27 protein-coding genes are annotated in these 25461 nt (G+C 52.1%); 23 read left to right on the top strand and 4 right to left on the bottom strand.

Annotation, left to right across the window (positions count from 1 at the left end; all coding sequences use genetic code 11):
- The first annotated feature begins 3 nt into the window (after window positions 1–3).
- From mutL to IB214_RS21655, 18 genes are all read left to right on the top strand, one after another.
- Window positions 4–1863 carry a DNA mismatch repair endonuclease MutL gene (gene mutL / locus IB214_RS21740; RefSeq protein WP_117342429.1) on the top strand — a complete coding sequence of 620 codons (1860 nt, stop codon included), beginning with the start codon at window positions 4–6 and terminating at the stop codon, window positions 1861–1863.
- Window positions 1856–2806 carry a tRNA (adenosine(37)-N6)-dimethylallyltransferase MiaA gene (miaA, locus tag IB214_RS21735; RefSeq protein WP_096758589.1) on the top strand — a complete coding sequence of 317 codons (951 nt, stop codon included), beginning with the start codon at window positions 1856–1858 and terminating at the stop codon, window positions 2804–2806. Before mutL ends, miaA begins: the two co-directional genes overlap by 8 nt.
- Window positions 2807–2890: 84 nt before the next feature.
- Window positions 2891–3202, top strand: a complete 312-nt coding sequence (gene hfq, locus IB214_RS21730; RefSeq protein WP_096758588.1) for an RNA chaperone Hfq — start codon at window positions 2891–2893, stop codon at window positions 3200–3202.
- Between the two features lie 74 nt (window positions 3203–3276).
- Complete coding sequence (hflX, locus tag IB214_RS21725; RefSeq protein ID WP_096758587.1) at window positions 3277–4557, top strand: ribosome rescue GTPase HflX; 1281 nt, start codon at window positions 3277–3279, stop codon at window positions 4555–4557.
- A 189-nt stretch (window positions 4558–4746) separates the two neighbouring features.
- The gene (hflK, locus tag IB214_RS21720) at window positions 4747–6003 is read left to right on the top strand and encodes an FtsH protease activity modulator HflK (protein WP_115259619.1); all 1257 of its coding nucleotides are present in this window, start codon (window positions 4747–4749) and stop codon (window positions 6001–6003) included.
- A gap of 2 nt (window positions 6004–6005) precedes the next feature.
- Entirely contained in the window at window positions 6006–7010 is a 1005-nt protein-coding gene (gene hflC, locus IB214_RS21715; RefSeq protein WP_115259618.1) for a protease modulator HflC, read from the top strand.
- An 82-nt stretch (window positions 7011–7092) separates the two neighbouring features.
- Complete coding sequence (locus IB214_RS21710; protein ID WP_096758584.1) at window positions 7093–7290, top strand: DUF2065 family protein; 198 nt, start codon at window positions 7093–7095, stop codon at window positions 7288–7290.
- 102 nt (window positions 7291–7392) lie between these two features.
- Window positions 7393–8691: an adenylosuccinate synthase gene (gene purA / locus IB214_RS21705; protein WP_096758583.1), complete on the top strand. Its 1299-nt coding sequence runs from the start codon at window positions 7393–7395 to the stop codon at window positions 8689–8691.
- A 216-nt stretch (window positions 8692–8907) separates the two neighbouring features.
- On the top strand, window positions 8908–9333 hold the full coding sequence (gene nsrR / locus IB214_RS21700; protein ID WP_096758582.1) for a nitric oxide-sensing transcriptional repressor NsrR: 426 nt from the start codon (window positions 8908–8910) through the stop codon (window positions 9331–9333).
- Window positions 9334–9371: 38 nt separating this feature from the next.
- Window positions 9372–11834: a ribonuclease R gene (rnr, locus tag IB214_RS21695; protein WP_096758581.1), complete on the top strand. Its 2463-nt coding sequence runs from the start codon at window positions 9372–9374 to the stop codon at window positions 11832–11834.
- 73 nt (window positions 11835–11907) lie between these two features.
- Entirely contained in the window at window positions 11908–12639 is a 732-nt protein-coding gene (rlmB, locus tag IB214_RS21690; protein WP_096758580.1) for a 23S rRNA (guanosine(2251)-2'-O)-methyltransferase RlmB, read from the top strand.
- Window positions 12640–12761: 122 nt separating this feature from the next.
- Window positions 12762–13166, top strand: coding sequence for a DUF2170 family protein (locus IB214_RS21685; protein ID WP_117342428.1), 405 nt, complete (start codon window positions 12762–12764; stop codon window positions 13164–13166).
- 15 nt (window positions 13167–13181) lie between these two features.
- Window positions 13182–13880: a PspA/IM30 family protein gene (locus IB214_RS21680; RefSeq protein ID WP_096758578.1), complete on the top strand. Its 699-nt coding sequence runs from the start codon at window positions 13182–13184 to the stop codon at window positions 13878–13880.
- A 58-nt stretch (window positions 13881–13938) separates the two neighbouring features.
- Window positions 13939–14598 (top strand): YjfK family protein, encoded by a 660-nt coding sequence (locus tag IB214_RS21675; protein WP_096758577.1) that lies wholly within the window; start codon window positions 13939–13941, stop codon window positions 14596–14598.
- A 17-nt stretch (window positions 14599–14615) separates the two neighbouring features.
- Window positions 14616–15014: a DUF350 domain-containing protein gene (locus IB214_RS21670; RefSeq protein ID WP_096758576.1), complete on the top strand. Its 399-nt coding sequence runs from the start codon at window positions 14616–14618 to the stop codon at window positions 15012–15014.
- A 9-nt stretch (window positions 15015–15023) separates the two neighbouring features.
- Window positions 15024–15665, top strand: coding sequence for a DUF1190 domain-containing protein (locus IB214_RS21665; RefSeq protein ID WP_117342427.1), 642 nt, complete (start codon window positions 15024–15026; stop codon window positions 15663–15665).
- A 2-nt stretch (window positions 15666–15667) separates the two neighbouring features.
- A complete protein-coding gene (locus IB214_RS21660) occupies window positions 15668–16834 on the top strand; it encodes a glutathionylspermidine synthase family protein (RefSeq protein ID WP_096758574.1) in 1167 nt (388 codons plus the stop codon).
- 84 nt (window positions 16835–16918) lie between these two features.
- Entirely contained in the window at window positions 16919–18541 is a 1623-nt protein-coding gene (locus tag IB214_RS21655) for an isovaleryl-CoA dehydrogenase (protein WP_115259611.1), read from the top strand.
- 85 nt (window positions 18542–18626) lie between these two features.
- On the opposite strand, the gene yjfN is transcribed toward IB214_RS21655, so the two are convergent.
- On the bottom strand, window positions 18627–18902 hold the full coding sequence (gene yjfN, locus IB214_RS21650; RefSeq protein WP_135912687.1) for a DUF1471 family protease activator YjfN: 276 nt from the start codon (window positions 18900–18902) through the stop codon (window positions 18627–18629).
- A gap of 147 nt (window positions 18903–19049) precedes the next feature.
- Complete coding sequence (gene bsmA, locus IB214_RS21645; RefSeq protein WP_117342426.1) at window positions 19050–19379, bottom strand: biofilm peroxide resistance protein BsmA; 330 nt, start codon at window positions 19377–19379, stop codon at window positions 19050–19052.
- 182 nt (window positions 19380–19561) lie between these two features.
- Between bsmA and yjfP the strand changes: the two genes are divergently transcribed.
- A complete protein-coding gene (yjfP, locus tag IB214_RS21640; protein ID WP_117342425.1) occupies window positions 19562–20311 on the top strand; it encodes an esterase in 750 nt (249 codons plus the stop codon).
- Here the strand turns inward: yjfP and ulaR are convergent.
- The gene (gene ulaR / locus IB214_RS21635) at window positions 20308–21063 is read right to left on the bottom strand and encodes an HTH-type transcriptional regulator UlaR (protein ID WP_096758569.1); all 756 of its coding nucleotides are present in this window, start codon (window positions 21061–21063) and stop codon (window positions 20308–20310) included. The genes yjfP and ulaR overlap by 4 nt on opposite strands.
- A gap of 107 nt (window positions 21064–21170) precedes the next feature.
- Window positions 21171–22235, bottom strand: coding sequence for an L-ascorbate 6-phosphate lactonase (gene ulaG / locus IB214_RS21630; RefSeq protein ID WP_117342424.1), 1065 nt, complete (start codon window positions 22233–22235; stop codon window positions 21171–21173).
- A 366-nt stretch (window positions 22236–22601) separates the two neighbouring features.
- On the opposite strand from ulaG, the gene ulaA reads away from it, so the two are divergent.
- The 4 genes from ulaA to ulaD are packed head-to-tail and all read left to right on the top strand — an operon-like array spanning window position 22602 to window position 25461.
- A complete protein-coding gene (gene ulaA / locus IB214_RS21625; RefSeq protein WP_096758567.1) occupies window positions 22602–23999 on the top strand; it encodes a PTS ascorbate transporter subunit IIC in 1398 nt (465 codons plus the stop codon).
- Between the two features lie 15 nt (window positions 24000–24014).
- Window positions 24015–24320: a PTS ascorbate transporter subunit IIB gene (gene ulaB, locus IB214_RS21620; protein ID WP_096758566.1), complete on the top strand. Its 306-nt coding sequence runs from the start codon at window positions 24015–24017 to the stop codon at window positions 24318–24320.
- A gap of 9 nt (window positions 24321–24329) precedes the next feature.
- Complete coding sequence (gene ulaC / locus IB214_RS21615; protein ID WP_096758565.1) at window positions 24330–24797, top strand: PTS ascorbate transporter subunit IIA; 468 nt, start codon at window positions 24330–24332, stop codon at window positions 24795–24797.
- Window positions 24798–24810: 13 nt separating this feature from the next.
- Window positions 24811–25461, top strand: coding sequence for a 3-keto-L-gulonate-6-phosphate decarboxylase UlaD (ulaD, locus tag IB214_RS21610; protein ID WP_096758564.1), 651 nt, complete (start codon window positions 24811–24813; stop codon window positions 25459–25461).

Genomic DNA, 25461 nt, shown 5'->3' with positions numbered 1-25461 from the left:
GCCATGCCGATTCAGGTTCTACCGCCACAGTTGGCGAACCAAATTGCCGCAGGTGAAGTGGTAGAACGGCCTGCGTCAGTGGTTAAAGAACTGGTAGAAAACAGTATCGATGCGGGTGCAACGCGCATTGATATTGATATCGAACGTGGTGGCGCCAAGCTGATCCGTATTCGTGATAACGGCTGCGGCATTAAAAAAGACGAACTGGCGCTCGCGCTCGCGCGTCATGCGACCAGTAAAATTGCCTCCCTTGACGATCTCGAAGCTATTGTTAGCCTCGGATTTCGCGGGGAAGCGCTGGCCAGCATCAGCTCGGTCTCTCGTTTAACCCTGACGTCACGTACGCAAGAACAATCCGAAGCCTGGCAGGCCTATGCCGAAGGGCGCGATATGGATGTGACGATTAAACCTGCCGCACATCCGGTGGGCACCACGCTGGAAGTGTTGGATCTGTTCTACAACACGCCAGCACGGCGTAAGTTCATGCGCACCGAGAAAACCGAATTTAACCATATCGACGAGATAATCCGCCGCATTGCGCTGGCGCGTTTTGATGTGACCATAAATTTGTCGCACAACGGTAAAATGGTGCGTCAGTACCGCGCAGTCGCCGCCGATGGACAGAAAGAGCGTCGTCTGGGCGCGATTTGCGGCACGCCGTTTCTGGAGCATGCGCTGGCGATTGAGTGGCAGCATGGAGATTTAACGCTGCGTGGCTGGGTCGCTGACCCGAATCACACCACGACGGCGCTGGCCGAAATACAGTACTGCTATGTGAATGGCCGTATGATGCGCGATCGGCTGATCAACCATGCTATCCGTCAGGCCTGTGAAGACAAACTTGGGGCCGATCAACAGCCAGCGTTTGTCCTGTACCTGGAAATCGACCCGCATCAGGTGGACGTTAACGTGCATCCTGCCAAGCATGAAGTCCGTTTCCATCAGTCCCGGCTGGTGCATGACTTTATCTATCAGGGGGTGTTGAGCGTATTGCAACAGCAGCTTGAAACGTCGCTGCCGTTGGCCGATGACGACACGCCTGCGCCAAGGCATATCCCGGAGAACCGGGTTGCGGCTGGACGAAACCACTTTGCCGAACCTGCCCCCGCGCGTGAACCGGCTACGCCGCGTTATTCCGTATCGGCAGGCGGTGGTGGTGGTGGCCGTCAGGCGAGTGCCAGTTGGCCACATGCTCAGCCTGGGTATCAAAAGCAGCAGGGGGAAGTTTATCAGCAACTGCTGCAGACACCTGCGCCAACGCATAAAACCACGATGCCTGAAACACCCTCGGCACCGCTTACCGGAAATAGCCAAAGTTTTGGTCGTGTATTGACGATCGTGGGGGCTGACTGTGCATTACTGGAATGTGACGGTCATATTCGCCTGCTGGCGTTGCCGGTGGCCGAGCGCTGGCTGCGTCAGGCGCAGTTAACGCCAGCGCAAGGACCCGTTTGCGCCCAGCCGTTACTGATCCCTTTGCGTTTGAAAGTGACCGATGATGAGAAGACGGCACTGGAAAAAGCACAGAGTGAGTTGGCTGAGTTGGGCATTGAATTTCAACTGGATGCGCAGCATGTGACCATCCGAGCGGTGCCTTTACCCTTACGCCAACAAAATTTACAAATCTTGATTCCTGAACTGATAGGCTACCTGGCGCTGCAGTCCGTATCCGAATCTGGCGATATTGCACAGTGGATTGCGCGAAACGTCACGAGTGAACATCCGCAGTGGAGCATGGCTCAGGCCATTACGCTGTTAACGGATGTTGAGCGGCTATGCCCACAATTAGTGAAGGCGCCGCCGGGTGGTCTGTTACAACCTGTTGACTTACATTCGGTAATGAACGCCCTGAAACATGAGTGATATCAGTAAGGCGAGCCTGCCAAAGGCACTATTTTTGATGGGGCCGACGGCCTCCGGTAAAACAGCATTAGCAATTGAATTGCGTAAAGTTTTGCCAGTAGAGTTGATAAGCGTTGATTCCGCCCTTATCTACAAGGGGATGGATATCGGTACAGCTAAGCCGGATGCTGAAGAGTTAAAGGCTGCGCCGCATCGATTGCTGGATATTCGCGATCCAGCGCAGGCGTATTCTGCGGCGGATTTTCGTCGCGATGCGCTAGCGGAGATGGCCGATATCACTGCAGCGGGACGAATTCCGCTGTTAGTGGGTGGCACAATGTTATATTTCAAAGCCTTGCTGGAAGGGTTGTCGCCGTTACCGTCGGCGGACCCGGAGGTCAGAGCCAGCATTGAGCAGCAGGCGGCAGAGCGTGGATGGGATGCGTTACACCGACAGCTTCAGGAGATCGATCCGGTTGCTGCGGCGCGGATTCATCCAAATGATCCGCAAAGACTTTCCCGGGCACTGGAAGTTTTTTTCATTTCGGGTAAAACTTTAACGGAGCTGACGCAAACGTCAGGAGATGCTTTGCCGTATCAGGTGCATCAGTTTGCAATCGCCCCGGCGAGCCGTGAACTGCTCCATCAGCGAATTGAGCAGCGTTTTCATCAGATGTTAGCTTCAGGTTTTGAAGCAGAAGTCCGGGCGCTTTTTGCCCGAGGAGATTTGCATACGGATTTGCCTTCCATTCGTTGTGTTGGGTATCGCCAGATGTGGTCGTACATTGAAGGCGAAATTTCATACGATGAAATGGTTTATAGAGGTGTTTGCGCCACGAGGCAATTGGCGAAGCGGCAGGTAACCTGGTTACGTGGTTGGGAAGGGGTGCACTGGCTTGACAGTGAAAAGCCTGACCAGGCGCGAAACGAAGTATTACAGGTTGTTGGTGCTATCGCGAATTGAATGTGTACAATTGAAACGTATCGTGCGCAATTTTTCAGAATCGAAAGGTTCAAAGTACAAATAAGCATATAAGGAAAAGAGAGAATGGCTAAGGGGCAATCTTTACAAGATCCGTTCCTGAACGCATTGCGTCGGGAACGTGTTCCAGTTTCTATTTATTTGGTGAATGGTATTAAACTGCAAGGTCAAATCGAGTCTTTTGATCAGTTCGTGATCCTGTTGAAAAACACGGTCAGCCAGATGGTTTACAAGCACGCGATTTCTACTGTTGTCCCGTCTCGCCCGGTATCTCATCACAGCAATAATGCCACCGGCGGCACAGGTAGCAGTAACTACCATCATGGTAGCAGCGCGCAGGGTTCTTCTGCGCAACAGGACAGCGAAGAAACCGAATAAGGTTTTGGGCTGTTTTACACACGGGGAGCCAGAGATCCTGCGTTCCCCGTTGATATATATTAAGGGGTTGACGCTTGTTTGACCGTTATGATGCCGGTGAGCAGGCGGTACTGGTACACATCTATTTTTCGCAAGACAAAGATATGGAAGACCTCCAGGAGTTTGAATCTCTGGTTTCTTCCGCCGGTGTCGAAGCAATGCAGGTGATTACCGGGAGCCGTAAAGCACCGCACCCGAAGTTTTTTGTTGGTGAAGGTAAGGCAATCGAAATTGCGGAAGCCGTAAAAGCGACTGGCGCTGCGGTGGTGATTTTTGATCATGCTTTGAGCCCTGCCCAGGAACGTAACCTGGAACAGTTATGCCAGTGTCTTGTTATCGACAGGACCGGTCTCATTTTAGATATTTTTGCCCAGCGTGCGCGTACCCATGAAGGTAAGTTGCAGGTTGAGCTGGCGCAGTTGCGCCATATGGCTACGCGTCTGGTCCGTGGCTGGACCCACCTTGAAAGGCAAAAGGGCGGGATTGGTTTGCGCGGTCCGGGTGAAACCCAGCTCGAAACCGACCGTCGTTTGCTGCGTAATCGTATTTTGCAGATCCAGTCGCGCCTGCAAAAAGTTGAAAAGCAACGTGAGCAGGGGCGGCAGTCGCGCAAGAAAGCGGATGTCCCAACCGTATCACTGGTGGGATATACCAACGCCGGAAAATCCACCCTGTTCAACCAGATAACCGAAGCCCGGGTTTATGCAGCAGATCAACTGTTTGCGACCCTGGATCCGACGCTACGTCGTATCGACGTGGCGGACGTCGGCGAAACCGTGCTGGCGGATACCGTAGGGTTTATCCGTCATTTACCGCATGACCTGGTAGCGGCATTTAAAGCCACTTTACAGGAAACTCGTCAGGCGACATTGCTGCTGCACGTTATTGATGCGGCAGATTTTCGTGTGCAGGAAAACATTGAGGCCGTCGATACGGTACTCGAAGAGATCGATGCGCATGAGATCCCGACTCTGCTGGTAATGAATAAAATCGATATGCTGGACGATTTTGAACCGCGTATCGACAGAGATGAAGAAAATAAACCAATCCGCGTTTGGGTTTCAGCGCAAACCGGTATTGGCATACCACAGCTTTTTCAGGCTTTAACAGAGCGTCTTTCTGGTGAGGTTGCGCAGCATACGCTGCGTTTGCCGCCGCAGGAAGGGCGTCTGAGAAGCCGGTTTTACCAACTTCAGGCAATAGAAAGAGAGTGGATGGAGGAGGACGGTAGCGTAGGTCTGCAAGTACGTATGCCGATCGTTGACTGGCGTCGCCTCTGTAAACAAGAACCGGCACTGGAAGACTATGTTGTCTGACCTGTCGGATATGGCCTGAAGATTTTTTCGCCTCTATACCTCGTGGATTTTGTACGGTAGGAAGGCGGCAAGTCCCGGCATCCCCAAACGCATAGTCAACTATGTGACTGGGGGTGAAGGGCGTAGCCAACGCATCTGCAACGCAAAAGACGCAGGTATAGCATCGCATAACAAATATGGAGCACAAACATGGCGTGGAATCAGCCCGGTAATAACGGACAAGACCGCGACCCCTGGGGAAGCAGCAAACCTGGCGGCAACCCTGAGGGAAATGGAAACAAAGGTGGTCGCGAGCAGGGGCCTCCCGATCTTGATGATATCTTCCGCAAGCTGAGTAAAAAACTCGGTGGTCTGGGTGGCGGTAAAGGTACAGGCTCTGGTGGTGGCGGTAGTTCATCGCAAGGCCCGCGTCCGCAACTGGGCGGTCGAGTCTTTACTATTGCTGCAGCCGCTATTGTCATTATCTGGGCAGCCAGCGGTTTCTACACCATTAAAGAAGCGGAACGCGGCGTAGTGACACGCTTCGGTAAATTCAGCCATTTGGTTGAGCCGGGTCTGAACTGGAAACCGACATTTGTGGATACCGTTACGCCGGTAAACGTTGAAGCCGTGCGTGAACTGGCAGCCTCCGGTGTGATGCTGACTTCTGACGAAAACGTCGTGCGCGTTGAGATGAACGTGCAGTACCGCGTGACCGACCCGCAGAAATATCTGTTTAGCGTGACCAGTGCCGATGACAGTCTGCGTCAGGCAACCGACAGTGCACTGCGTGGGGTTATCGGTAAATACACCATGGACCGTATCCTGACCGAAGGGCGTACCGTTATTCGTAGCGATACCCAGCGTGAACTGGAAGAGACCATTCGTCCATACAACATGGGTATCACCCTGCTGGACGTCAACTTCCAGGCTGCTCGTCCGCCGGAAGAGGTGAAAGCGGCATTTGACGATGCCATTGCGGCGCGTGAAAACGAGCAGCAGTACATTCGTGAAGCAGAAGCGTACACCAACGAAGTACAGCCGCGTGCTAATGGTCAGGCGCAGCGTATTCTTGAAGAAGCGCGTGCATACAAAACACGAACCATCCTGGAAGCTCAGGGTGAAGTGGCGCGTTTTGCCAAAATCCTGCCGGAATATAAAGCCGCACCGCAAATTACTCGCGAGCGTCTGTATATCGAGACTATGGAAAAAGTGCTGAGCCATACCCGTAAGGTGTTGGTTAACGACAAGGGTGGCAATCTGATGGTTCTGCCGTTGGATCAAATGCTAAAAGGCGGCAACGCTCCGGCAGCCAAGAGTCAGAGCAGCTCAAACCTGCTGACTCTGCCGCCAGCATCCTCTTCCAGCACGGGAGCAAGCAACACTTCGTCCACCAGTCAGGGCGATATTATGGACCAACGCCGCGTTAACGCGCAGCGTAACGACTACCAGCGTCAGGGGGAATAACGATGCGTAAGTCAGTTATTGCGATTATCATCATCGTTCTGGTAGTGCTGTTCATGTCTCTCTTTGTGGTCAAAGAAGGCGAGCGTGGTATTACTCTGCGCTTTGGCAAAGTTTTACGTGACGATGACAACAAACCATTGGTTGTTGCACCGGGTCTGCACTTCAAGATTCCATTTATTGAATCCGTGAAGATGCTTGATGCGCGTATTCAGACCATGGACAACCAGGCCGATCGCTTTGTCACCAAAGAGAAGAAAGACCTGATCGTTGATTCCTACATCAAGTGGCGTATCAGTGACTTCAGCCGTTACTACCTGGCAACGGGCGGTGGCGATGTTTCTCAGGCAGAAGTTCTGCTGAAACGTAAGTTCTCTGACCGTCTGCGTTCTGAAATTGGTCGTCTGGACGTAAAAGACATCGTTACCGACTCTCGTGGTCGCTTAACGCTGGAAGTCCGTGACGCGCTGAACTCGGGTTCTGCAGGTACGGAAGACGAAGTCGCAACGCCGGCAGCGGATAGCGCGATTGCCGAAGCGGCTGAGCGTGTTCAGGCTGAAACCAACGGTAAAGTACCGGTCATCAACCCGAACAGTATGGCGGCGTTGGGGATCGAAGTGGTTGACGTGCGTATTAAGCAAATCAACCTGCCTGCTGAAGTGTCTGAGGCGATCTACAACCGTATGCGTGCTGAGCGTGAAGCCGTAGCACGTCGCCATCGTTCACAGGGTCAGGAAGAAGCGGAAAAACTGCGTGCAACAGCGGACTATGAAGTCACCAAAACGTTGGCAGAATCTGAGCGTCAGGGCCGTATTATGCGCGGTGAAGGCGATGCAGAAGCCGCTAAACTGTTTGCTGATGCATTCAGTCAGGATCCTGACTTCTACGCCTTCATCCGTAGCCTGCGTGCTTATGAGAAGAGCTTCGAAGGCAATCAGGACGTGATGATCATGAGCCCGGACAGCGATTTCTTCCGCTACATGAAGACGCCGAGCAACGCAACACGCTAAACTCGCACCCGCGGTTTTAAACCAGCAAAACCACCAGCATCCCCAAGGATGCGGTGGTTTTCTTTTTAGATAAGGACAACGGATGAACTCAACAATTTTGTTGGCACTCGCGCTGGTTTTGGTGCTGGAAGGGCTGGGTCCGATGCTTTATCCCAGTGCCTGGAAGAAAATGATCGGGGCAATGGCGCAACTTCCTGAAAATATTTTGCGGCGTTTTGGTGGAGGTCTTGTGGTTGCAGGCGTGGTGGTCTACTACATGTTGAAGAAAACGATTGGCTGACCAATAAGTAGACTAATTTACGGATTTCCGCATGCAAAAAGTGCTGTATATCTGAAAAAGCGGTGGTAGAATCCATTTTTAAGCAAACGGTGATTTTGAAAAATGGGTAACAACGTCGTCGTACTGGGCACCCAATGGGGTGACGAAGGTAAAGGGAAGATCGTCGATCTCCTGACTGAACGGGCTAAATATGTTGTGCGCTACCAGGGTGGTCACAACGCAGGCCATACTCTCGTAATCAACGGTGAAAAAACCGTCCTCCATCTTATTCCATCAGGTATTCTTCGCGAAAACGTCATCAGCATCATCGGTAACGGTGTTGTGCTGTCTCCGTCCGCGCTGATGAAAGAGATGAAAGGACTGGAAGACCGCGGGATTCCTGTCCGTGAGCGCCTGCTGCTGTCTGAAGCGTGTCCGCTGATCCTTGATTATCATGTTGCGTTAGATAATGCGCGTGAGAAAGCACGTGGCGCGAAAGCGATCGGCACCACCGGTCGTGGCATCGGGCCTGCTTATGAAGACAAGGTAGCACGTCGCGGTCTGCGCGTTGGCGATCTGTTTGATAAAGCAACCTTCGCTGAAAAACTGAAAGAAGTGATGGAATATCACAACTTCCAGCTGGTGAATTTCTATAAAGTTGAAGCCGTTGACTACCAGAAAGTGCTGGATGATGTGATGGCGATTGCCGACATCCTGACCTCTATGGTTGTTGATGTCTCCGATCTGCTGGACCAGGCGCGTAAGCGTGGCGATTTCGTCATGTTTGAAGGTGCGCAAGGTACGCTGCTGGATATCGACCACGGTACCTATCCGTACGTAACATCCTCCAACACCACCGCAGGTGGCGTGGCGACCGGCTCCGGCCTGGGCCCGCGTTATGTGGACTACGTTCTGGGTATCATCAAAGCCTACTCTACTCGTGTAGGTGCGGGGCCGTTCCCGACCGAACTGTTTGATGATGTCGGCGAGTTCCTGTGCAAGCAGGGTAACGAATATGGCGCAACCACTGGTCGTCGTCGTCGTACCGGCTGGCTGGACTCCGTTGCTGTGCGTCGTGCAGTACAGATTAACTCCCTGTCTGGCTTCTGCCTGACCAAACTGGACGTCCTGGACGGTTTGAAAGAAGTGAAAATCTGTGTCGCTTACCGTATGCCGGATGGCCGTGAAGTCACGACTACCCCGCTGGCAGCTGACGACTGGAAAGGCATCGAGCCGATCTACGAAACCATGCCTGGCTGGTCTGAGTCCACCTTCGGTGTGAAAGAGCGTAGCGGTCTGCCGCAGGCAGCGCTGAACTACGTCAAGCGTATTGAAGAGCTGACCGGTGTGCCGATTGATATCATTTCAACTGGCCCAGACCGTACTGAAACCATGATTCTGCGCGACCCGTTCGACGCATAATGTAGGTTGTAGCGTAGCGTCAGATGGCGCTGCGCTTGCTTTAAAGCAAGCCGGATGCAAGGCTTTGTATCAGTATCTGGCTTAAAATCATGTAGGTTCCTCGCTTTTTTCCTTCCCGAATTGAAATAAATTAGCGACCTGGCTGGTGGCTGGTTTATCATCAATATAATTAATACTACCAGGCTTATCCGTTTTATCCTTTTTCCAGAGGTTGATGTGCAGTTAACGAGTTTCACCGATTACGGATTACGTGCGCTAATCTACATGGCGTCGCTACCCGAAGGACGTATGACCAGTATTTCTGAGGTGACAGAAGTCTACGGCGTGTCCCGTAATCATATGGTCAAAATAATTAATCAACTTAGCCGGGCTGGCTTCGTTACTGCTATCCGTGGAAAAAATGGCGGTATCCGCTTGGGCAAAGCGGCAAAGGATATTGGTATTGGTGATGTGGTCCGCGAGTTGGAGCCGTTGACGTTGGTCAACTGCAGCAGCGAGTTTTGCCACATTACCCCTGCCTGTCGACTCAAACAGGCGCTTTCTAAGGCAGTGCAAAGTTTTCTCACGGAACTGGACAACTACACACTTGCTGATTTGGTTGAAAAGAATCAACCGCTATATAAATTATTGCTGGTGGAGTGACGAAAATCTTCATCAGAGCTGACAATGGAGGAACCTCGATGTCACATGATCCTTTCCAGGAACGCGAAGCAGAAAAATACGCGAATCCCATCCCGAGCCGGGAATTTATCCTCGAACATTTAACTAAACGTGAAAAACCGGCCAACCGCGATGAGCTGGCCGTTGAACTCAACATTGAAGGCGAAGAGCAGCTCGAAGCGCTTCGTCGCCGCCTGCGCGCGATGGAGCGTGATGGGCAACTGGTCTTCACCCGCCGGCAGTGTTACGCACTGCCGGAGCGTCTTGACCTGCTGAAAGGTACCGTTATTGGCCACCGTGATGGCTACGGCTTTCTGCGCGTCGAAGGACGTAAAGACGATCTGTATCTCTCGAGTGAGCAGATGAAAACCTGCATCCATGGCGATCAAGTACTGGCGCAACCGCTGGGCGCGGATCGTAAAGGCCGCCGCGAAGCGCGTATTGTGCGTGTACTGGTGCCGAAAACCAGTCAGATTGTCGGTCGTTACTTTACCGATGCGGGCGTAGGTTTTGTCGTTCCGGACGACAGCCGTCTCAGCTTTGATATCCTGATCCCACCAGAAGAGGTGATGGGCGCCCGCATGGGCTTTGTGGTGGTGGTTGAACTGACCCAGCGCCCAACTCGTCGCACTAAAGCGGTGGGTAAAATTGTTGAAGTGCTGGGTGACAACATGGGTACCAGCATGGCCGTTGATATGGCCCTGCGTACGCACGAAATCCCTTATATCTGGCCTGATGCAGTCGTTAAACAGGTCGCCGGGCTGAAAGAAGAAGTACCGGAAGAGGCCAAAATCGGTCGTGTTGACCTGCGTGATTTGCCGTTGGTGACAATTGATGGTGAGGATGCGCGTGACTTTGATGACGCAGTCTACTGTGAGAAGAAACGCGGCGGTGGCTGGCGTTTGTGGGTTGCTATCGCTGACGTCAGTTATTACGTGCGTCCGCCTACCCCGCTGGACCAGGAAGCGCGCAGCCGCGGGACTTCCGTCTACTTCCCGTCGCAGGTTGTACCGATGCTACCGGAAGTCCTTTCCAACGGGTTATGCTCGCTGAACCCGCAGGTAGACAGGCTGTGCATGGTTTGTGAGATGACCATCTCCACGAAAGGGCGTCTGACGGGCTACAAATTCTATGAAGCGGTGATGAGCTCCCACGCGCGTTTGACCTACACCAAGGTCTGGCACATGCTGCAGGGTGATGAGGAACTGCGTGAGCAATACGCACCGTTGGTGAAACACATTGAAGAGCTGCACAATCTCTACAAAGTGTTGGATAAAGCCCGTGAAGAGCGCGGCGGTATCTCGTTTGAGAGCGAAGAAGCGAAGTTTATCTTCAATGCCGAACGCCGTATTGAACGCATTGAGCAGACTCAGCGTAACGACGCACACAAGCTGATCGAAGAGTGCATGATCCTGGCGAACATCTCAGCGGCACGTTTTGTTGAGAAAGCCAAAGAGCCGGCACTGTTCCGTATCCATGACAAGCCGACGACTGAAGCGATTACCTCCTTCCGTTCCGTGCTGGCGGAGTTGGGACTGGAGCTGCCGGGCGGCAACAAACCTGAGCCGCGCGATTACGCCGAGTTGTTGGAGTCGATTGCCGATCGACCTGACGCAGAAATGCTGCAAACTATGCTGCTGCGCTCGATGAAGCAGGCGATTTACGATCCCGAAAACCGCGGTCACTTTGGTCTGGCGCTGCAGTCTTATGCCCACTTTACCTCGCCGATCCGTCGTTACCCGGACCTCTCTTTGCACCGTGCGATCAAGTATCTGCTGGCGCAGGAGCAGGGCCACAAAGGCAATACCACGGAAACCGGTGGCTACCACTATTCGATGGAAGAGATGCTGCAACTGGGTCAGCACTGTTCTATGGCAGAACGTCGTGCTGATGAAGCTACGCGCGATGTATCTGACTGGCTGAAGTGTGACTTCATGCTGGATCAGGTCGGTAATGTCTTTAAAGGCGTCATTGCCAGTGTGACCGGTTTTGGCTTCTTTGTTCGCCTGGATGAACTGTTTATTGACGGCCTGGTGCATGTCTCCTCGCTGGATAACGACTACTATCGCTTCGATCAGGTTGGGCAACGCCTGACCGGTGAATCAAGCGGTCAGATGTATCGCCTGGGCGATCGCGTCGAAGTGCGTGTGGAAGCCGTCAACATGGACGAGCGTAAAATCGACTTTAGCCTGATCTCCAGCGAACGTGCCCCGCGCAACGAGGGTAAAACTGCGCGTGAAAAGGCGAAGAAAGGCGATACGGGTAAAAGCACCGGCCGACGTCGTCAGGCGGGAAAAAAGGTGAATTTCGAACCGGATAGCGCATTCCGCGGCGAGAAAAAAGGCAAAGCTAAACCTCAGGCGGATAAAAAAACGGCTGAGAAAAAAGGCGATAAAAAAGCGAAAAAGCCCTCGACAAAAACGCTTAAAATCGCGGCCGCCACCAAAGCCAAACGCGCGGCGAAAAAGAACGTCGCGCAATAACAGCCATAAACCGTAAGCCGGGCGGCCACGCGTTGCCCGGCGTTACACTTAAACTATCTTAACGAGTACATTCATGAGTGAAATGATTTACGGCATCCATGCGGTGCAGGCCCTGCTTGAGCGTGCGCCTGAGCGCTTTCAGGAGGTCTTTATTCTCAAAGGGCGTGAAGACAAACGCCTGCTGCCGCTGATCCATGCCCTGGAAGCCCAGGGTGTTGTCATCCAGTTGGCGAATCGCCAGTTCCTGGATGAGAAAAGTGAGGGTGCAGTTCATCAGGGAATCATTGCCCGCGTGAAACCGGGTCGTCAGTATCAGGAGAACGATCTGCCGGATCTGATTGCCTCACTTGATCAACCGTTCTTTTTGATCCTCGATGGTGTCACCGATCCGCACAACCTTGGTGCTTGCTTGCGTAGCGCAGACGCTGCCGGTGTGCACGCGGTTATCGTACCGAAAGATCGTTCTGCGTTGCTGAATGCCACGGCGAAAAAAGTAGCCTGCGGTGCTGCTGAAAACGTACCGCTGATCCGCGTGACCAATCTGGCACGTACCATGCGTATGCTGCAGGAAGAGAATATCTGGATCGTCGGAACCGCCGGTGAAGCGGACCATACTCTGTTCCAGAGTAAAATGACCGGTCGTCTGGCATTGGTGATGGGCGCAGAAGGCGAAGGCATGCGTCGTCTGACCCGCGAACATTGTGATGAGCTGATCAGTATTCCGATGGCGGGGAGCGTTTCATCGCTTAACGTTTCTGTTGCGACGGGGATTTGCCTGTTTGAGGCCGTCCGCCAGCGTGGATAAACGTTAATTTTCAGAAAAAGCCATCCAATTTCGGATGGTTTTTTTTTATCTAAAACTGATATTCTAATAAGAGAAGGAAAATATTTTTATATTTATTTAAGTATAACATACAGGATTTATATATGGCATGGACCCCGCAGGTGCTGACTAAAGCGCTCACTAATTTTCATGGTTTTAATATAGATATTATAAGTAATGAGCAGTCATTGATTATTAAAATGAATGATTATGGAGACTTACTTCTCAGTATTCTATTTACCTCCCGCCAGATGATTATCGAAACTGTTATTTGCCCAGTGAATAATATTCAGCATCAGGACGCATTTAATCTTTTCTTATTACGCAATCAAAAGCTGCTTCCACTGTCGTCTGTAGGCATTTCTCGTGTGCGGCAGGATGAATACTACGTCGCATTTGGTGCGCTGTCGCTGAACTCCACATTAGAGGACGTGGTGCTTGAAATGACAACGCTCGTGGATAACGCGCTAGATCTGGCGGAAATCACTGAAGAATATACTCACAAATAACAAGGAACGCTGTTGATGGGAATCTTGAAAAGCCTGTTTACCCTCGGCAAATCTGTGCTTTCTCAGGCAGAAGAGTCAATCGAAGAAGCACAGGGCGTCAGAATGCTGGAGCAACACATTCGTGACGCAAGAAATGAACTGGAAAAAGCCGGGAAATCGCGAGTTGACCTGTTGGCACGCGTGAAACTGAGCAATGACAAACTGAAAGATCTGCGCGAACGTCAGTCCACTCTTGAAGCGCGGGCGCTGGAAGCGCTAAGTAAAAACGTCAATCCGTCGTTAATTAACGAAGTCGCCGAAGAGATCGCGCGTCTGGAGAACGTGATTGCGGCTGAACAGCAAGTGCTTACTAACTTAGAAATCTCACGTGATGGCGTTGAAAAGGCTGTTACCGCAACGGGCCAGCGGATTGCCCAGTTTGAACAGCAGCTTGAGGTGGTTAAGGCAACGGAAGCGATGCAGCGCGCTCAACAGGCCGTGACAACATCTACAGTCGGGGCTTCTTCCAGCGTATCGACGGCAGCAGAGTCACTTAAACGTCTGCAAACACGTCAGGCAGAGCGACAGGCCCGGCTGGATGCGGCAACACAGCTGGAGAAAGTGGCTGACGGACGTGATCTGGACGAGAAACTGGCTGAAGTCGGCATTGGCGCTGCCAACAAAAGTTCTGCCCAGGATGTGCTGGCGCGACTACAACGCCAGCAAGGCGAGTAATTATACGGCAAAGCCTGCCCGCAAAGATTGCTAGCTGGCAGGTTAGTAAGGGATAACGATGTCGACTTTTTTACAGCGTATATTTGGCACAGCAGAGGCCGCTACGCCCGTTCGTGGCCCATTGGGCCTACATTTGAGCGCAGGGTTTACGCTCGACACACTGGCGTTTCGCCTGTTAGAAGAGGATTTGTTGGTGGTGTTGCCCGGCGAGGAGTATACCGTTGCGGCAATCAGCCATATTAATTTGGGCGGTGGAAGCCAGATTTTCCGCTACTACACCTCGGGCGAGGAATTTCTGCAAATCAATACTACCGGCGGGTCAGATATGGATGATATCGACGATATCAAACTGTTTGTGTATGAAGAAAGCTATGGCTTAACTCAGAAAAAACACTGGCAGTCCGCCATTAGCCCGGCAGAGATCGGCATGCCAGCGCTTTTCTGGCAGGGTCAGCACTGGCAGCGTTTTTTTAATGACGAAGAACCGGGGAATATTGAGCCAGTCTACATGCTGGAAAAGGTCGAGAATCAGCAGCATGCAAAGTGGGAAGTGCATAACTTTACCATGGGCTACCAACGACAGGTAACAGCAGATACCTGGGAATATCTGCTGTTGAACGGCGAAGAGTCGTTCAATGAACAAGGCGAGCCAGAGTGGATATTCTCACGGGCGCTGGGTGTCGATATCCCATTAACATCTCTTAATATTATTGGTTAACGTCAGGGACGAAAACAATGCATATCCTGGAATCATTACTGGCCTTTTGTGCCTATTTTTTTATTGGTGCGGCCATGGTGATAATTTTTCTTATTATCTATTCAAAGATAACACCGCACAATGAATGGCAGTTGATTAAAAATAACAATACGGCAGCCTCTCTGGCATTTAGCGGCACGCTGCTGGGCTATGTTATTCCTTTATCCAGCGCAGCAATCAACGCGGTCAGTATTCCTGATTATTTTGCCTGGGGCGGTATTGCGTTGGTGATACAGCTTATTATCTACGGTGGTGTACGCTTATATATGCCAGCATTGAGTGAAAAAATTATTAACCACAACACCGCTGCGGGACTGTTTATGGGAACCGCTGCGCTGGCTGGCGGGATTTTTAATGCCGCCTGTATGACATGGTAATGGACGATCATGGCTAGAAAACGTAAATCCGGACAAAAGAAATTGGGAACAGGTCATTCGGCGATCGCCCGAATGAATCGCCCGGTGAATCCCTTTGAGAAAAAACGCAGTCGCTACAGTGGAAAGTATCTGACGCTGGCGATTATGGGCGGCGCAGCATTTTTTATCCTCAAGGGATGCGGGGATGATACAGGCTCGGACAACGACGGAGACGGCCGGTTTTACTCCACGGTGAGCGAATGTATTGATGACGGTAATACCGCTACCGTGTGTGCGGACGGCTGGAACAATGCCAAGACAGAGTTCTATGGCAAAGTGCCAACGCAATTAAGTAAGGCGAGTTGTCAGACCCAGTTTGGCGATTGCTACCTCGATAGCACCGATCAGAGTTGGGTGCCGGTGTTTACCGGTTTTTTGCTCAGTCGGGTGATTCGCAAAGATCGTGACGAGCAGTATGTTTACAGCAGTGGCGGCTCTTCATACGTTTCCCGCCCCGTCTGGCGTACGACCTCAGGCGACTATGCCTGGCGTTCCGGTAGCGGAAAAAACGATACCGCCACGACGCATGCCTACACGACGAAGAAAGTCTCGACGGTTTCTCGCGGGGGTTACGGGCGTTCGTCCAGCGCGCGCGGGCACTGGGGAGGCTAACGATGTTACGACATGATATTCCTGTTCGCCAGGATCTGGACCAGATCGCCTACGATCATGGTTTTGATTTTCACATTATCGACAACGAAATCTACTGGGATGAAAGCCGGGCTTATCGCTTTACGCTACGGCAAATTGAAGAGCAGATCGAAAAGCCTACTGCTGAGTTGCATCAAATGTGTCTGGACGTCGTTGAGCGAGCAGTTAAGGACGAGCAGATTCTTCAGCAATTGGCCATTCCCCCACTGTACTGGGATGTTATTGCTGAGAGCTGGCGCAATCGAGATCCTTCGCTGTATGGGCGAATGGATTTTGTCTGGTGTGGCAACAATGCGCCGGTCAAGCTGCTGGAATACAACGCTGATACACCAACGTCGTTGTACGAGTCGGCGTATTTCCAGTGGCTATGGCTGGAAGATGCTCGCCGCAGTGGGGCGATCCCGCGGGACACTGACCAGTACAACGCTATCCAGGAACGTCTGATCGCCCGTTTTAGTGAGCTTTACAGTCCGGAGCCGTTTTACTTCTGCTGCTGTGAAGATTCCGACGAAGATCGCACCACCGTGCTGTATTTGCAGGATTGTGCGCAGCAGGCAGGTCAAGCGTCGCGGTTTATTTATGTTGAGGATCTGGGGCTTGGCGTCGGCGGTGTGCTGACGGATCTTGATGACAACGTCATTCGTCGCGCCTTTAAGCTCTATCCTCTGGAGTGGATGATGCGTGACGATAACGGTCCGTTGCTACGTCATCGCCGGGAACAGTGGGTCGAACCACTGTGGAAGAGCGTGCTCAGTAACAAAGGGTTGATGCCTCTGCTGTGGCGATACTTCCCCAACCATCCAAACCTCCTGCCAGCCTGGTTCGAAGGTGAAACGTCAAAAATTGCACCCGGCGAAAGCTATGTACGCAAACCGATATTTTCCCGTGAGGGGGGCAACGTCACCATTTTTAATGGTCAGCAGCAGATTGTTGAACATGCTGATGGCGACTACGCAGAAGAACCGATGATCTATCAGGCGTTTCAGCCGCTGCCGCGTTTTGGCGATAGCTACACGCTGATTGGTAGTTGGATCGTCGACGATGAAGCCTGCGGCATGGGGATCCGTGAAGACAATACGTTGATTACGAAAGATACTTCTCGTTTTATTCCTCATTACATTGCTGGCTAAACGTACTTTTGTGATCTCCCTCCTTCGCAGAGAGTGTGGTTCTGACCATACTTAAGGCGATGGCCATTGATGGAGGGAGACACAATGCATTGGCAAACGCATACCGTTTTTAACCAACCTGTACCACTCAATAACAGCAACTTATACCTATCGGATGGAGCACTGTGTGAAGCAGTCAACCGCGAAGGCGCTGCCTGGGATAGCGATCTCCTCGCCAGTATTGGTCAGCAATTAGGCACTGCAGAATCGCTTGAACTGGGTAGGTTGGCTAACGCGTATCCGCCTGAACTGCTGCGATACGATCCGCAGGGGCAGCGGTTGGATGATGTGCGCTTTCATCCCGCCTGGCATTTACTGATGCAGGGATTGTGCGCCAACCGCGTGCATAATCTTGCCTGGGAAGAGGATGCGCGGCAGGGAACGTTTGTTGCCCGAGCTGCACGTTTTATGCTGCATGCACAGGTGGAAGCGGGAACCTTATGCCCGGTGACCATGACCTTTGCCGCTACGCCGTTGTTACTCCAGATGTTACCTTCGCAATTTCATGACTGGCTGACGCCGCTGCGTAGCGATCGCTACGATTCTCATCTTCTGCCCGGTGGGCAAAAACGCGGCCTGCTGATTGGTATGGGGATGACGGAAAAGCAGGGTGGCTCGGATGTGCTGAGCAATACCACTCAGGCAGAACGGTTGGCGGATGGTGCGTATCGGCTGGTGGGGCATAAATGGTTCTTCTCGGTACCGCAAAGTGACGCCCATCTGGTGCTGGCGCAGGCCAGGGGCGGCTTATCCTGCTTTTTTGTGCCGCGATTTTTACCTGATGGCCAGCGTAACTCCATCCGTCTTGAGCGCCTGAAAGATAAGCTAGGCAATCGCTCTAATGCCAGCTGTGAGGTTGAGTTTCAGGACGCGATGGGCTGGCTGCTGGGAGAAGAAGGTGAAGGTATTCGCCATATTCTGAAAATGGGCGGCATGACGCGTTTTGACTGTGCGCTGGGGAGCCACAGTATGATGCGACGCGCTTTTTCTGTCGCCATTTATCATGCGCATCAACGCCAGGTATTTAGCAAGCCGTTGATTGAGCAACCGATGATGCGACAGGTATTAAGCCGCATGGCGCTTCAACTGGAAGGTCAAACCGCGCTACTGTTTCGCCTGGCGCGGGCCTGGGATCGTCGAACGGATGCGAAAGAAGCGTTGTGGGCCCGGTTATTCACCCCGGCAGCCAAGTTTTCCATCTGCAAAGGCGGTATGCCATTTGTTGCAGAGGCCATGGAGGTGCTCGGCGGTGCAGGCTATTGCGAAGAGAGTGAGCTGCCGCGTTTATACCGTGAAATGCCGGTCAACAGCATCTGGGAAGGGTCTGGCAACATCATGTGCCTTGATGTGTTGCGGGTGTTGGCGAAACAACCAGGTATGGTCGACATGCTCAGCGAGGCCTTTGCCGAGGTCAAAGGGCAAGACAGGCATTACGATCGAATGGTGCGTAAGCTACAGCCGCATTTACACAAACCCAGTGAAGCGCTGGGACGGGAAATTACCCAGCAGCTGTTCCTGCTCGGCTGCGGGACGCAGATGTTGCGTTATGCGTCTCCGCCCGTGGCGCAGGCCTGGTGTCAGATGATGCTGGATACGCGCGGCGGGATGAAGTTGTCTGAACAGGTACAGAATGATTTGCTACTGCGGGCAACGGGGGGATTACGGTAATAATATGCCTGATGGCGACGCTGGCGCGTCTTATCCTGCCTACGTTCGTTGTAGCCAGGATAAGTTTACGCCATCCGGCAATCTGTTATGCATAAAGTATGGCCTGTACGCGCCAGTTATCGGGCTGCTGTTCTTCGTACATCTGAATAATCCGGTACCATGAGGCACCTTGCTCATCCGCTTTTAACGCCACAACACGCTCCACATCCTGCGGATTTCCCGCAATGTTACTGACAGATATCTGGCCAATTTCGTTGAGACCCGTTACGCAGTCAGCGCTGGCGAACTCGGCAGACTGTGCCGTGGTATCCACCATTCCAGCAGAAAGCAGCAGTGAGGATAAGGCTAGTGATTGTTTCATCGTCAGCTCCATTATTCGTACCCCTACACGTGGCAGGGCATTCCATCGCGAGAATAAACCTCCAGCTCCCTGCTGTTGGTTTATTGTGCACAGGAAAACGCATAGGGGCGCAAAGCAATGTAAAACTGACTAAATTTCAACCCAATGTTATTTACGATACAAAATGGCTTGTGAATACCATTGGCCTGTTACGATGGTCTCATCGACTAATAAGACAACGTAATAATCAGCTTTAGCCGCAGCGGCTTTGGCGCGGATCTCTGCCAGCGCATCATCTGGAGAACCTCTTACCAACGCGCTCACAACCCCCAATCGCTGTAACCCATTACTCTGGTCACGGCGGATTTCTTGTGGGTGATCGGCGACGGGCGGTGCCGGTTGTGGCGTGCCCTGCAGCACGCTACAGGCGCTTAACAACATCACCAGCATCAAAGAGGCAAACCGATGCATAACTCTATCTCGTTTCCTGATAGCCATAGTGTAGTGCCTTATTAATTTCCCTTTAGGGGGAATGTTCCCGAATTGTTATCTCTCACGCGATTTTCGAATGAAAATGTTGCGAAAGCGTAACCCAGTTCTCAACATTATGAATCATTGCCGCACACATTCACTTGCGTTAAGTATTTCGCCATGGCATACCAGAAAAAAAGAGGCGACATATGATAGAAATTGAAACACGACAGTTGGCGGGGATCCCTGTCCTGCACGCATTTCCCACGAATAAAAACGACCTTTCACTCCCCTGCGTTATCGTCTATCACGGGTTTACCTCTTCCAGTCTGGTCTACAGCTATTTTGCCGTTGCACTGGCACAGGCCGGGTTTCGGGTCATCATGCCCGATGCGCCCGATCATGGCACGCGCTTCCACGGTAATGCGCAGGAAAGAATGCACCGCTTCTGGCAGATATTGCAGCAAAACATGCAGGAATTTACGGCGTTACGTGCGGCGCTGGTGGCTGAAAATTGGCTGTTGGATGAACGTCTTGCCGTGGCAGGGGCATCTATGGGGGGCATGACAACGCTGGGCATTATGGCGCGCCATCCCGAGGTGAAATGTGCAGCCTGCCTGATGGGATCGGGCTATTTTACCCGACTTGCCCATACGCTTTTTCCGCCAGTATTGGTACAGACGACGGAGCAGCAGGCGGAATTTGATGCGATTGTCGCGCCACTGGCTGACTGGGAGGTAACGCATCAACTGGAGCGCCTTGCCGACAGACCGCTGCTGTTGTGGCATGGCCAGGATGACGACGTGGTGCCGGCAGTGGAAACCTTCCGCTTACAACAGGCGCTAATCCAGGCAGGTCTGGACAACTCTCTGACCTGCCTGTGGGAAGCAGGCGTACGGCATCGCATCACGCCAGAAGCGCTGGCGGCGACAGTCGCGTTTTTCCGCCAACACCTCTAAACGCGCAGAATAGTCACGCCCTGTGCTTCCAGCTGTTGCAGGATCTCAGGGTTCGCATTTTTGCCGGTAATCAGCATGTCGATTTGATCGGCACGGCTGAACAGCATGCCCGCGCGCTCACCGACCTTGCTGCTATCAACCAGCACCACCAGTTTGCCGACCACGTTAAGCATCTTTTGTTCAGCCATCGCGGTGAGCATATCGGTTTTATACAGTCCGTCAGCGGTCAGTCCTTTACCGCTGGTAAACATCCAGTGTCCGGCATACAGGCTATTCTCGCTGCCTTGTGGGCTCAGCGTGATGGACTGACTTTTGTTGTACTGCCCCCCCATGATGATGACGCTTTCATGCTCCTGGTCGATCAGAAAATTCGCCAGCGGCAGGTAGTTGGTGATGATTTGCACCGGTTTGCCACACATTTCGCGGCCAAGCAGGAACGCCGTTGATCCACAGTTGATCACGACACTTTCACCCGCGTTCACTAACTGGGAAGCGGCTTTGGCAATCCGCACTTTTTCGTCGTGGTTTTGCGCCTGATGCAGATTCATTGGGGTCCAGCGCGGGCGCTGCTGGGTAATGGCTTCTGCACCGTTACGGACTTTCTTGAGCTTGCCGCTTTCGTCGAGTTTATTGATATCCCGGCGCGCTGTGGCGGGTGAGATTCCCAGACGTTCAATCACGTTCTCAACGGTAACAAAGCCCAATTGCGCCAGCATATCCAGCAATATTTGATGTCTTTGTGCTTCAGTCATGAGCTATTCCGATACAAATTGATTTGAAAAGATGATATTTGAAATAGCCTGAAAATACTAAGATAAATGGGTAAAAATGCCGGGAAGACCCGGCATTTTAACTGCAATCACAGGAAGGATTTAAACGGTAAATCCGGTTCAATGGTAAAGCAGTCTTCAAAGCCGCGCGGGTAGTGATACTCAAAATTATCTTTGTCCAGCGGCCAGGTGAACTTGCCGCCAACCTGCCAGATAAACGGTTTGAAGCCATACTTCAGCCGGTCTTTTTTCATCTCCCAAAGAACACGGATCTCCTGTGGATCGGCCTGGAAGTTTGACCAGATATCATGGTGGAAGGGGATAACCACCTGGGTGTTCAGCGCTTCTGCCATACGCAGCATATCGGAACTGGTCATTTTGTCGGTGATACCGCGCGGGTTCTCACCGTAGGAGCCAAGTGCGACGTCGATGTGATGCTCGTTGCCGTGCTTTGCATAATAGTTGGAGTAGTGAGAATCACCGCTGTGATATAGCGTACCGCCCGGCGTTTTGAACAGGTAGTTAACCGCACGTGCATCCATGCCGTCAGGCAGGATACCTGCCGCTTTTTGATCCGCAGGCAAGGTGATTAATGCCGTACGATCAAACGCGTCGAGCGCATGGATTTCAATATCTTTTACTTTAACGACGTCGCCTGGCTTCACCACGATGCAGCGTTCTTTTGGCATGCCCCAACCCACCCACAGATCCACACAGGTTTGTGGTCCGATAAACGGCACATCGTCGGCACAGTTCTGCATGACGGCGGCAGCAACGTTCACGTCGATATGATCGTTATGATCGTGCGTGGCGAGAACGGCATCGATCTGGCGAATAGCGAAAGGATCGAGAACAAACGGCGTGGTGCGTAGGTTTGGCTGGAGTTTCTTCACGCCTGCCATACGCTGCATCTGATGGCCTGTTTTCATCAGTGGATTACCGTGGCTCTGCTTGCCTGTTCCGCACCAAAAATCAACGCAGACGTTAGTCCCGCCTTCCGATTTCAGCCAAATTCCGGTACAGCCCAGCCACCACATCGCAAAGGTGCCTGGTGCAACCTGTTCTTGTTCGATCTCTTCGTTTAGCCAGCTGCCCCACTCCGGGAATGTGCTCAGGATCCATGATTCACGCGTGATACTTTTTACTTTACTCATCGCATTTACCTTCAGGTTTGTTCAAGTTGAATCAAATTGTGACTTATTTTGATTAATCCTGACACCATTTTATCAAAATGGCAATGCGTGTTTTTTCAACAAAAAGAGACGCTCTCGATAAATATTGCAATAAGATAAAGTGCCCTCTCATTAATTAATAATCATATTTAATTGTTTTTATTGATTTTATTTTCGTTTGATTGAATGTGGGAAAAACCATTTCATTCGTAAGTGAATAATTTGCGTACTGCATCACATTTAATCAAATTCAATCTTGATGTGATTACTTTTGAAAACTAAAGTGAGGGCACAATATCCTGGGCATCTGTAATGAATGTTCAGCAACTTCGTCTACTGGAGATCGTTATGGAGATCCTCTACAACATCTTTACCGTGTTCTTTAATCAGGTCATGACCAACGCCCCGCTGCTGTTGGGTATTGTGACCTGCCTCGGTTACATCCTGCTGCGTAAAAGTGTCAGCGTTATCATCAAGGGCACTATCAAAACGATCATCGGCTTTATGCTGCTGCAGGCCGGGTCCGGCATTCTCACCAGCACGTTCAAACCGGTCGTGGCGAAGATGTCTGAGGTTTATGGCATCAACGGGGCGATTTCCGATACCTACGCCTCAATGATGGCAACCATTGAACGCATGGGCGACGCTTATAGCTGGGTGGGCTATGCGGTGCTGTTAGCGCTGGCGCTGAACATCTGTTACGTGTTGCTACGACGGATTACCGGTATTCGCACCATCATGCTGACCGGGCACATCATGTTTCAGCAGGCGGGATTGATTGCGGTCTCGTTCTATATCTTCGGCTATTCCATGTGGACCACCATTATCTGCACTGCGGTGCTGGTGTCGCTTTACTGGGGCATCACTTCAAACATGATGTACAAGCCGACGCAGGAAGTGACTGATGGCTGCGGCTTCTCTATCGGGCACCAGCAGCAGTTTGCGTCGTGGATTGCTTATAAAATCGCACCGTATCTGGGCAAAAAGGAGGAAAGCGTTGAAGACCTCAAGCTGCCAGGCTGGCTGAATATCTTCCACGACAACATCGTCTCGACAGCGATTGTGATGACCATTTTCTTCGGTGCGATCCTGCTCTCTTTCGGTATCGATGTGGTGCAGGCGATGGCGGGGAAAACCCACTGGACGGTCTATATCCTGCAAACCGGCTTCTCGTTTGCGGTGGCCATTTTCATTATTACTCAGGGCGTGCGCATGTTTGTCGCCGAACTCTCTGAAGCCTTTAACGGTATCTCCCAGCGTCTAATCCCAGGGGCGGTACTGGCCATCGACTGTGCGGCTATTTATAGCTTCGCGCCGAATGCCGTGGTCTGGGGCTTTATGTGGGGCACTATCGGTCAGCTGATCGCCGTCGGCATCCTTGTCGGCGTAGGTTCCTCCATTCTGATCATTCCGGGCTTTATCCCGATGTTCTTCTCTAACGCCACTATCGGCGTGTTTGCTAATCACTTTGGCGGCTGGCGTGCTGCGCTCAAGATTTGCCTGGTGATGGGAATGATTGAAATCTTCGGCTGCGTTTGGGCGGTGAAACTCACCGGTATGAGCGCCTGGATGGGCATGGCGGACTGGTCAATTCTGGCACCGCCGATGATGCAGGGCTTCGCCTCCATAGGGCTGATTTTTATGGCCGTCATTATTGTGATTGCACTGGCTTATATGTTTTTCGCAGGACGCTCATTGCGCGCTGAGGAAGACGCAGAAAAACAACTGGCAGAACAGTCTGCTTAATAAGGAGTTCCGATTATGACCGTACGTATTCTGGCTGTATGTGGTAATGGGCAAGGCAGCTCCATGATTATGAAAATGAAAGTGGACCAGTTTTTAACCCAGTCAAATATCGACCACACGGTGAACAGCTGCGCGGTGGGTGAATACAAAAGTGAACTGAGCGGCGCGGATATCATCATTGCCTCCACCCACATCGCCGGTGAGATTACCGTTACCGGCAATAAATACGTGGTGGGTGTACGTAATATGCTGTCGCCCGCTGACTTTGGTCCAAAGCTGCTGGAAGTGATCAACGCGCATTTCCCACAAGATGTGAAGTAAGGACGCCATATGAAATTACGAGATTCATTGGCGGACAATAACGCGATCCTATTACAGGCCGAGGCCAGCACCTGGCAGGAGGCGGTCAAGCTGGGCGTTGATCTGCTGGTTAAGGCTGATGTGGTTGAGCCGCGCTACTACCAGGCCATTCTGGATGGCGTTGCCCAACATGGTCCCTATTTTGTGATAGCGCCGGGTCTGGCGATGCCGCACGGGCGCCCAGAAGAAGGTGTGAAGAAAACCGGTTTTGCGCTGGTGACCCTGAAAACGCCGCTGGTCTTCAACCATGAAGATAACGACCCTGTCGATATCCTGATAACGATGGCGGCTGTTGACGCCAACACCCATCAAGAAGTGGGCATCATGCAGATCGTTAACCTGTTTGACGATGAAGCTAACTTCGACCGTTTACGTGCCTGCCGCACCGCGCAGGAAGTGCTGGATTTAATTGATAACGCCACCGCGGCGGCTGTTTAAAAGGAACACCAAAATGTCATTACCTATGTTGCAGGTTGCGCTGGATAACCAATCCATGTCTTCCGCGTATGAAACGACACGCCTGATTGCCGATGAAGTAGACATTATTGAAGTGGGTACCATTCTTTGCGTTGCCGAAGGCGTGCGTGCGGTTCGCGACCTGAAAGCGCTGTATCCGCATAAAATCGTGCTGGCAGACGCCAAAATCGCCGACGCGGGAAAAATTCTCTCCCGCATGTGTTTTGAAGCCAACGCGGATTGGGTGACAGTTATCTGCTGTGCAGATATCAATACCACCAAAGGTGCGCTGGACGTGGCGAAAGAGTTCAATGGCGACGTGCAGATTGAACTGACCGGCTACTGGACCTGGGAGCAAGCGCAGGAGTGGCGTGAAGCGGGCATTCAACAGGTGGTGTATCACCGCAGTCGCGATGCACAGGCAGCAGGTGTGGCGTGGGGTGACGCGGATATCAGCGCGATCAAACGTCTGTCTGATATGGGCTTTAAGGTCACGGTGACCGGTGGCCTGGCGCTGGAAGATCTGCCGCTGTTCAAAGGCATTCCGATTCACGTCTTTATCGCGGGTCGCAGCATTCGCGATGCCGCTTCCCCGGTTGAAGCCGCGCGTCAGTTTAAACGCTCTATTGCCCAGCTGTGGGGCTAA

It is taken from the genome of Citrobacter sp. C1 (assembly GCF_014596895.2).
GTDB lineage: Bacteria > Pseudomonadota > Gammaproteobacteria > Enterobacterales > Enterobacteriaceae > Citrobacter > Citrobacter gillenii.
The sequence above is the reverse complement of the archived record's forward strand: the minus strand, read 5'-3'. Positions and strand labels throughout refer to the sequence as shown.

Bases quoted from the DNA above. Each gene is read 5' to 3' on its own strand.
- mutL (WP_117342429.1), top strand. From the start codon at position 4: ATGCCGATTCAGGTTCTACCGCCACAGTTGGCGAACCAAATTGCCGCA.
- miaA (WP_096758589.1), top strand. From the start codon at position 1,856: ATGAGTGATATCAGTAAGGCGAGCCTGCCAAAGGCACTATTTTTGATG.
- hfq (WP_096758588.1), top strand. From the start codon at position 2,891: ATGGCTAAGGGGCAATCTTTACAAGATCCGTTCCTGAACGCATTGCGT.
- hflK (WP_115259619.1), top strand. From the start codon at position 4,747: ATGGCGTGGAATCAGCCCGGTAATAACGGACAAGACCGCGACCCCTGG.
- hflC (WP_115259618.1), top strand. From the start codon at position 6,006: ATGCGTAAGTCAGTTATTGCGATTATCATCATCGTTCTGGTAGTGCTG.
- IB214_RS21710 (WP_096758584.1), top strand. From the start codon at position 7,093: ATGAACTCAACAATTTTGTTGGCACTCGCGCTGGTTTTGGTGCTGGAA.
- purA (WP_096758583.1), top strand. From the start codon at position 7,393: ATGGGTAACAACGTCGTCGTACTGGGCACCCAATGGGGTGACGAAGGT.
- rnr (WP_096758581.1), top strand. From the start codon at position 9,372: ATGTCACATGATCCTTTCCAGGAACGCGAAGCAGAAAAATACGCGAAT.
- rlmB (WP_096758580.1), top strand. From the start codon at position 11,908: ATGAGTGAAATGATTTACGGCATCCATGCGGTGCAGGCCCTGCTTGAG.
- IB214_RS21685 (WP_117342428.1), top strand. From the start codon at position 12,762: ATGGCATGGACCCCGCAGGTGCTGACTAAAGCGCTCACTAATTTTCAT.
- IB214_RS21680 (WP_096758578.1), top strand. From the start codon at position 13,182: ATGGGAATCTTGAAAAGCCTGTTTACCCTCGGCAAATCTGTGCTTTCT.
- IB214_RS21675 (WP_096758577.1), top strand. From the start codon at position 13,939: ATGTCGACTTTTTTACAGCGTATATTTGGCACAGCAGAGGCCGCTACG.
- IB214_RS21670 (WP_096758576.1), top strand. From the start codon at position 14,616: ATGCATATCCTGGAATCATTACTGGCCTTTTGTGCCTATTTTTTTATT.
- IB214_RS21665 (WP_117342427.1), top strand. From the start codon at position 15,024: ATGGCTAGAAAACGTAAATCCGGACAAAAGAAATTGGGAACAGGTCAT.
- IB214_RS21660 (WP_096758574.1), top strand. From the start codon at position 15,668: ATGTTACGACATGATATTCCTGTTCGCCAGGATCTGGACCAGATCGCC.
- IB214_RS21655 (WP_115259611.1), top strand. From the start codon at position 16,919: ATGCATTGGCAAACGCATACCGTTTTTAACCAACCTGTACCACTCAAT.
- yjfN (WP_135912687.1), bottom strand. From the start codon at position 18,902: ATGAAACAATCACTAGCCTTATCCTCACTGCTGCTTTCTGCTGGAATG.
- bsmA (WP_117342426.1), bottom strand. From the start codon at position 19,379: ATGGCTATCAGGAAACGAGATAGAGTTATGCATCGGTTTGCCTCTTTG.
- yjfP (WP_117342425.1), top strand. From the start codon at position 19,562: ATGATAGAAATTGAAACACGACAGTTGGCGGGGATCCCTGTCCTGCAC.
- ulaR (WP_096758569.1), bottom strand. From the start codon at position 21,063: ATGACTGAAGCACAAAGACATCAAATATTGCTGGATATGCTGGCGCAA.
- ulaG (WP_117342424.1), bottom strand. From the start codon at position 22,235: ATGAGTAAAGTAAAAAGTATCACGCGTGAATCATGGATCCTGAGCACA.
- ulaA (WP_096758567.1), top strand. From the start codon at position 22,602: ATGGAGATCCTCTACAACATCTTTACCGTGTTCTTTAATCAGGTCATG.
- ulaB (WP_096758566.1), top strand. From the start codon at position 24,015: ATGACCGTACGTATTCTGGCTGTATGTGGTAATGGGCAAGGCAGCTCC.
- ulaC (WP_096758565.1), top strand. From the start codon at position 24,330: ATGAAATTACGAGATTCATTGGCGGACAATAACGCGATCCTATTACAG.
- ulaD (WP_096758564.1), top strand. From the start codon at position 24,811: ATGTCATTACCTATGTTGCAGGTTGCGCTGGATAACCAATCCATGTCT.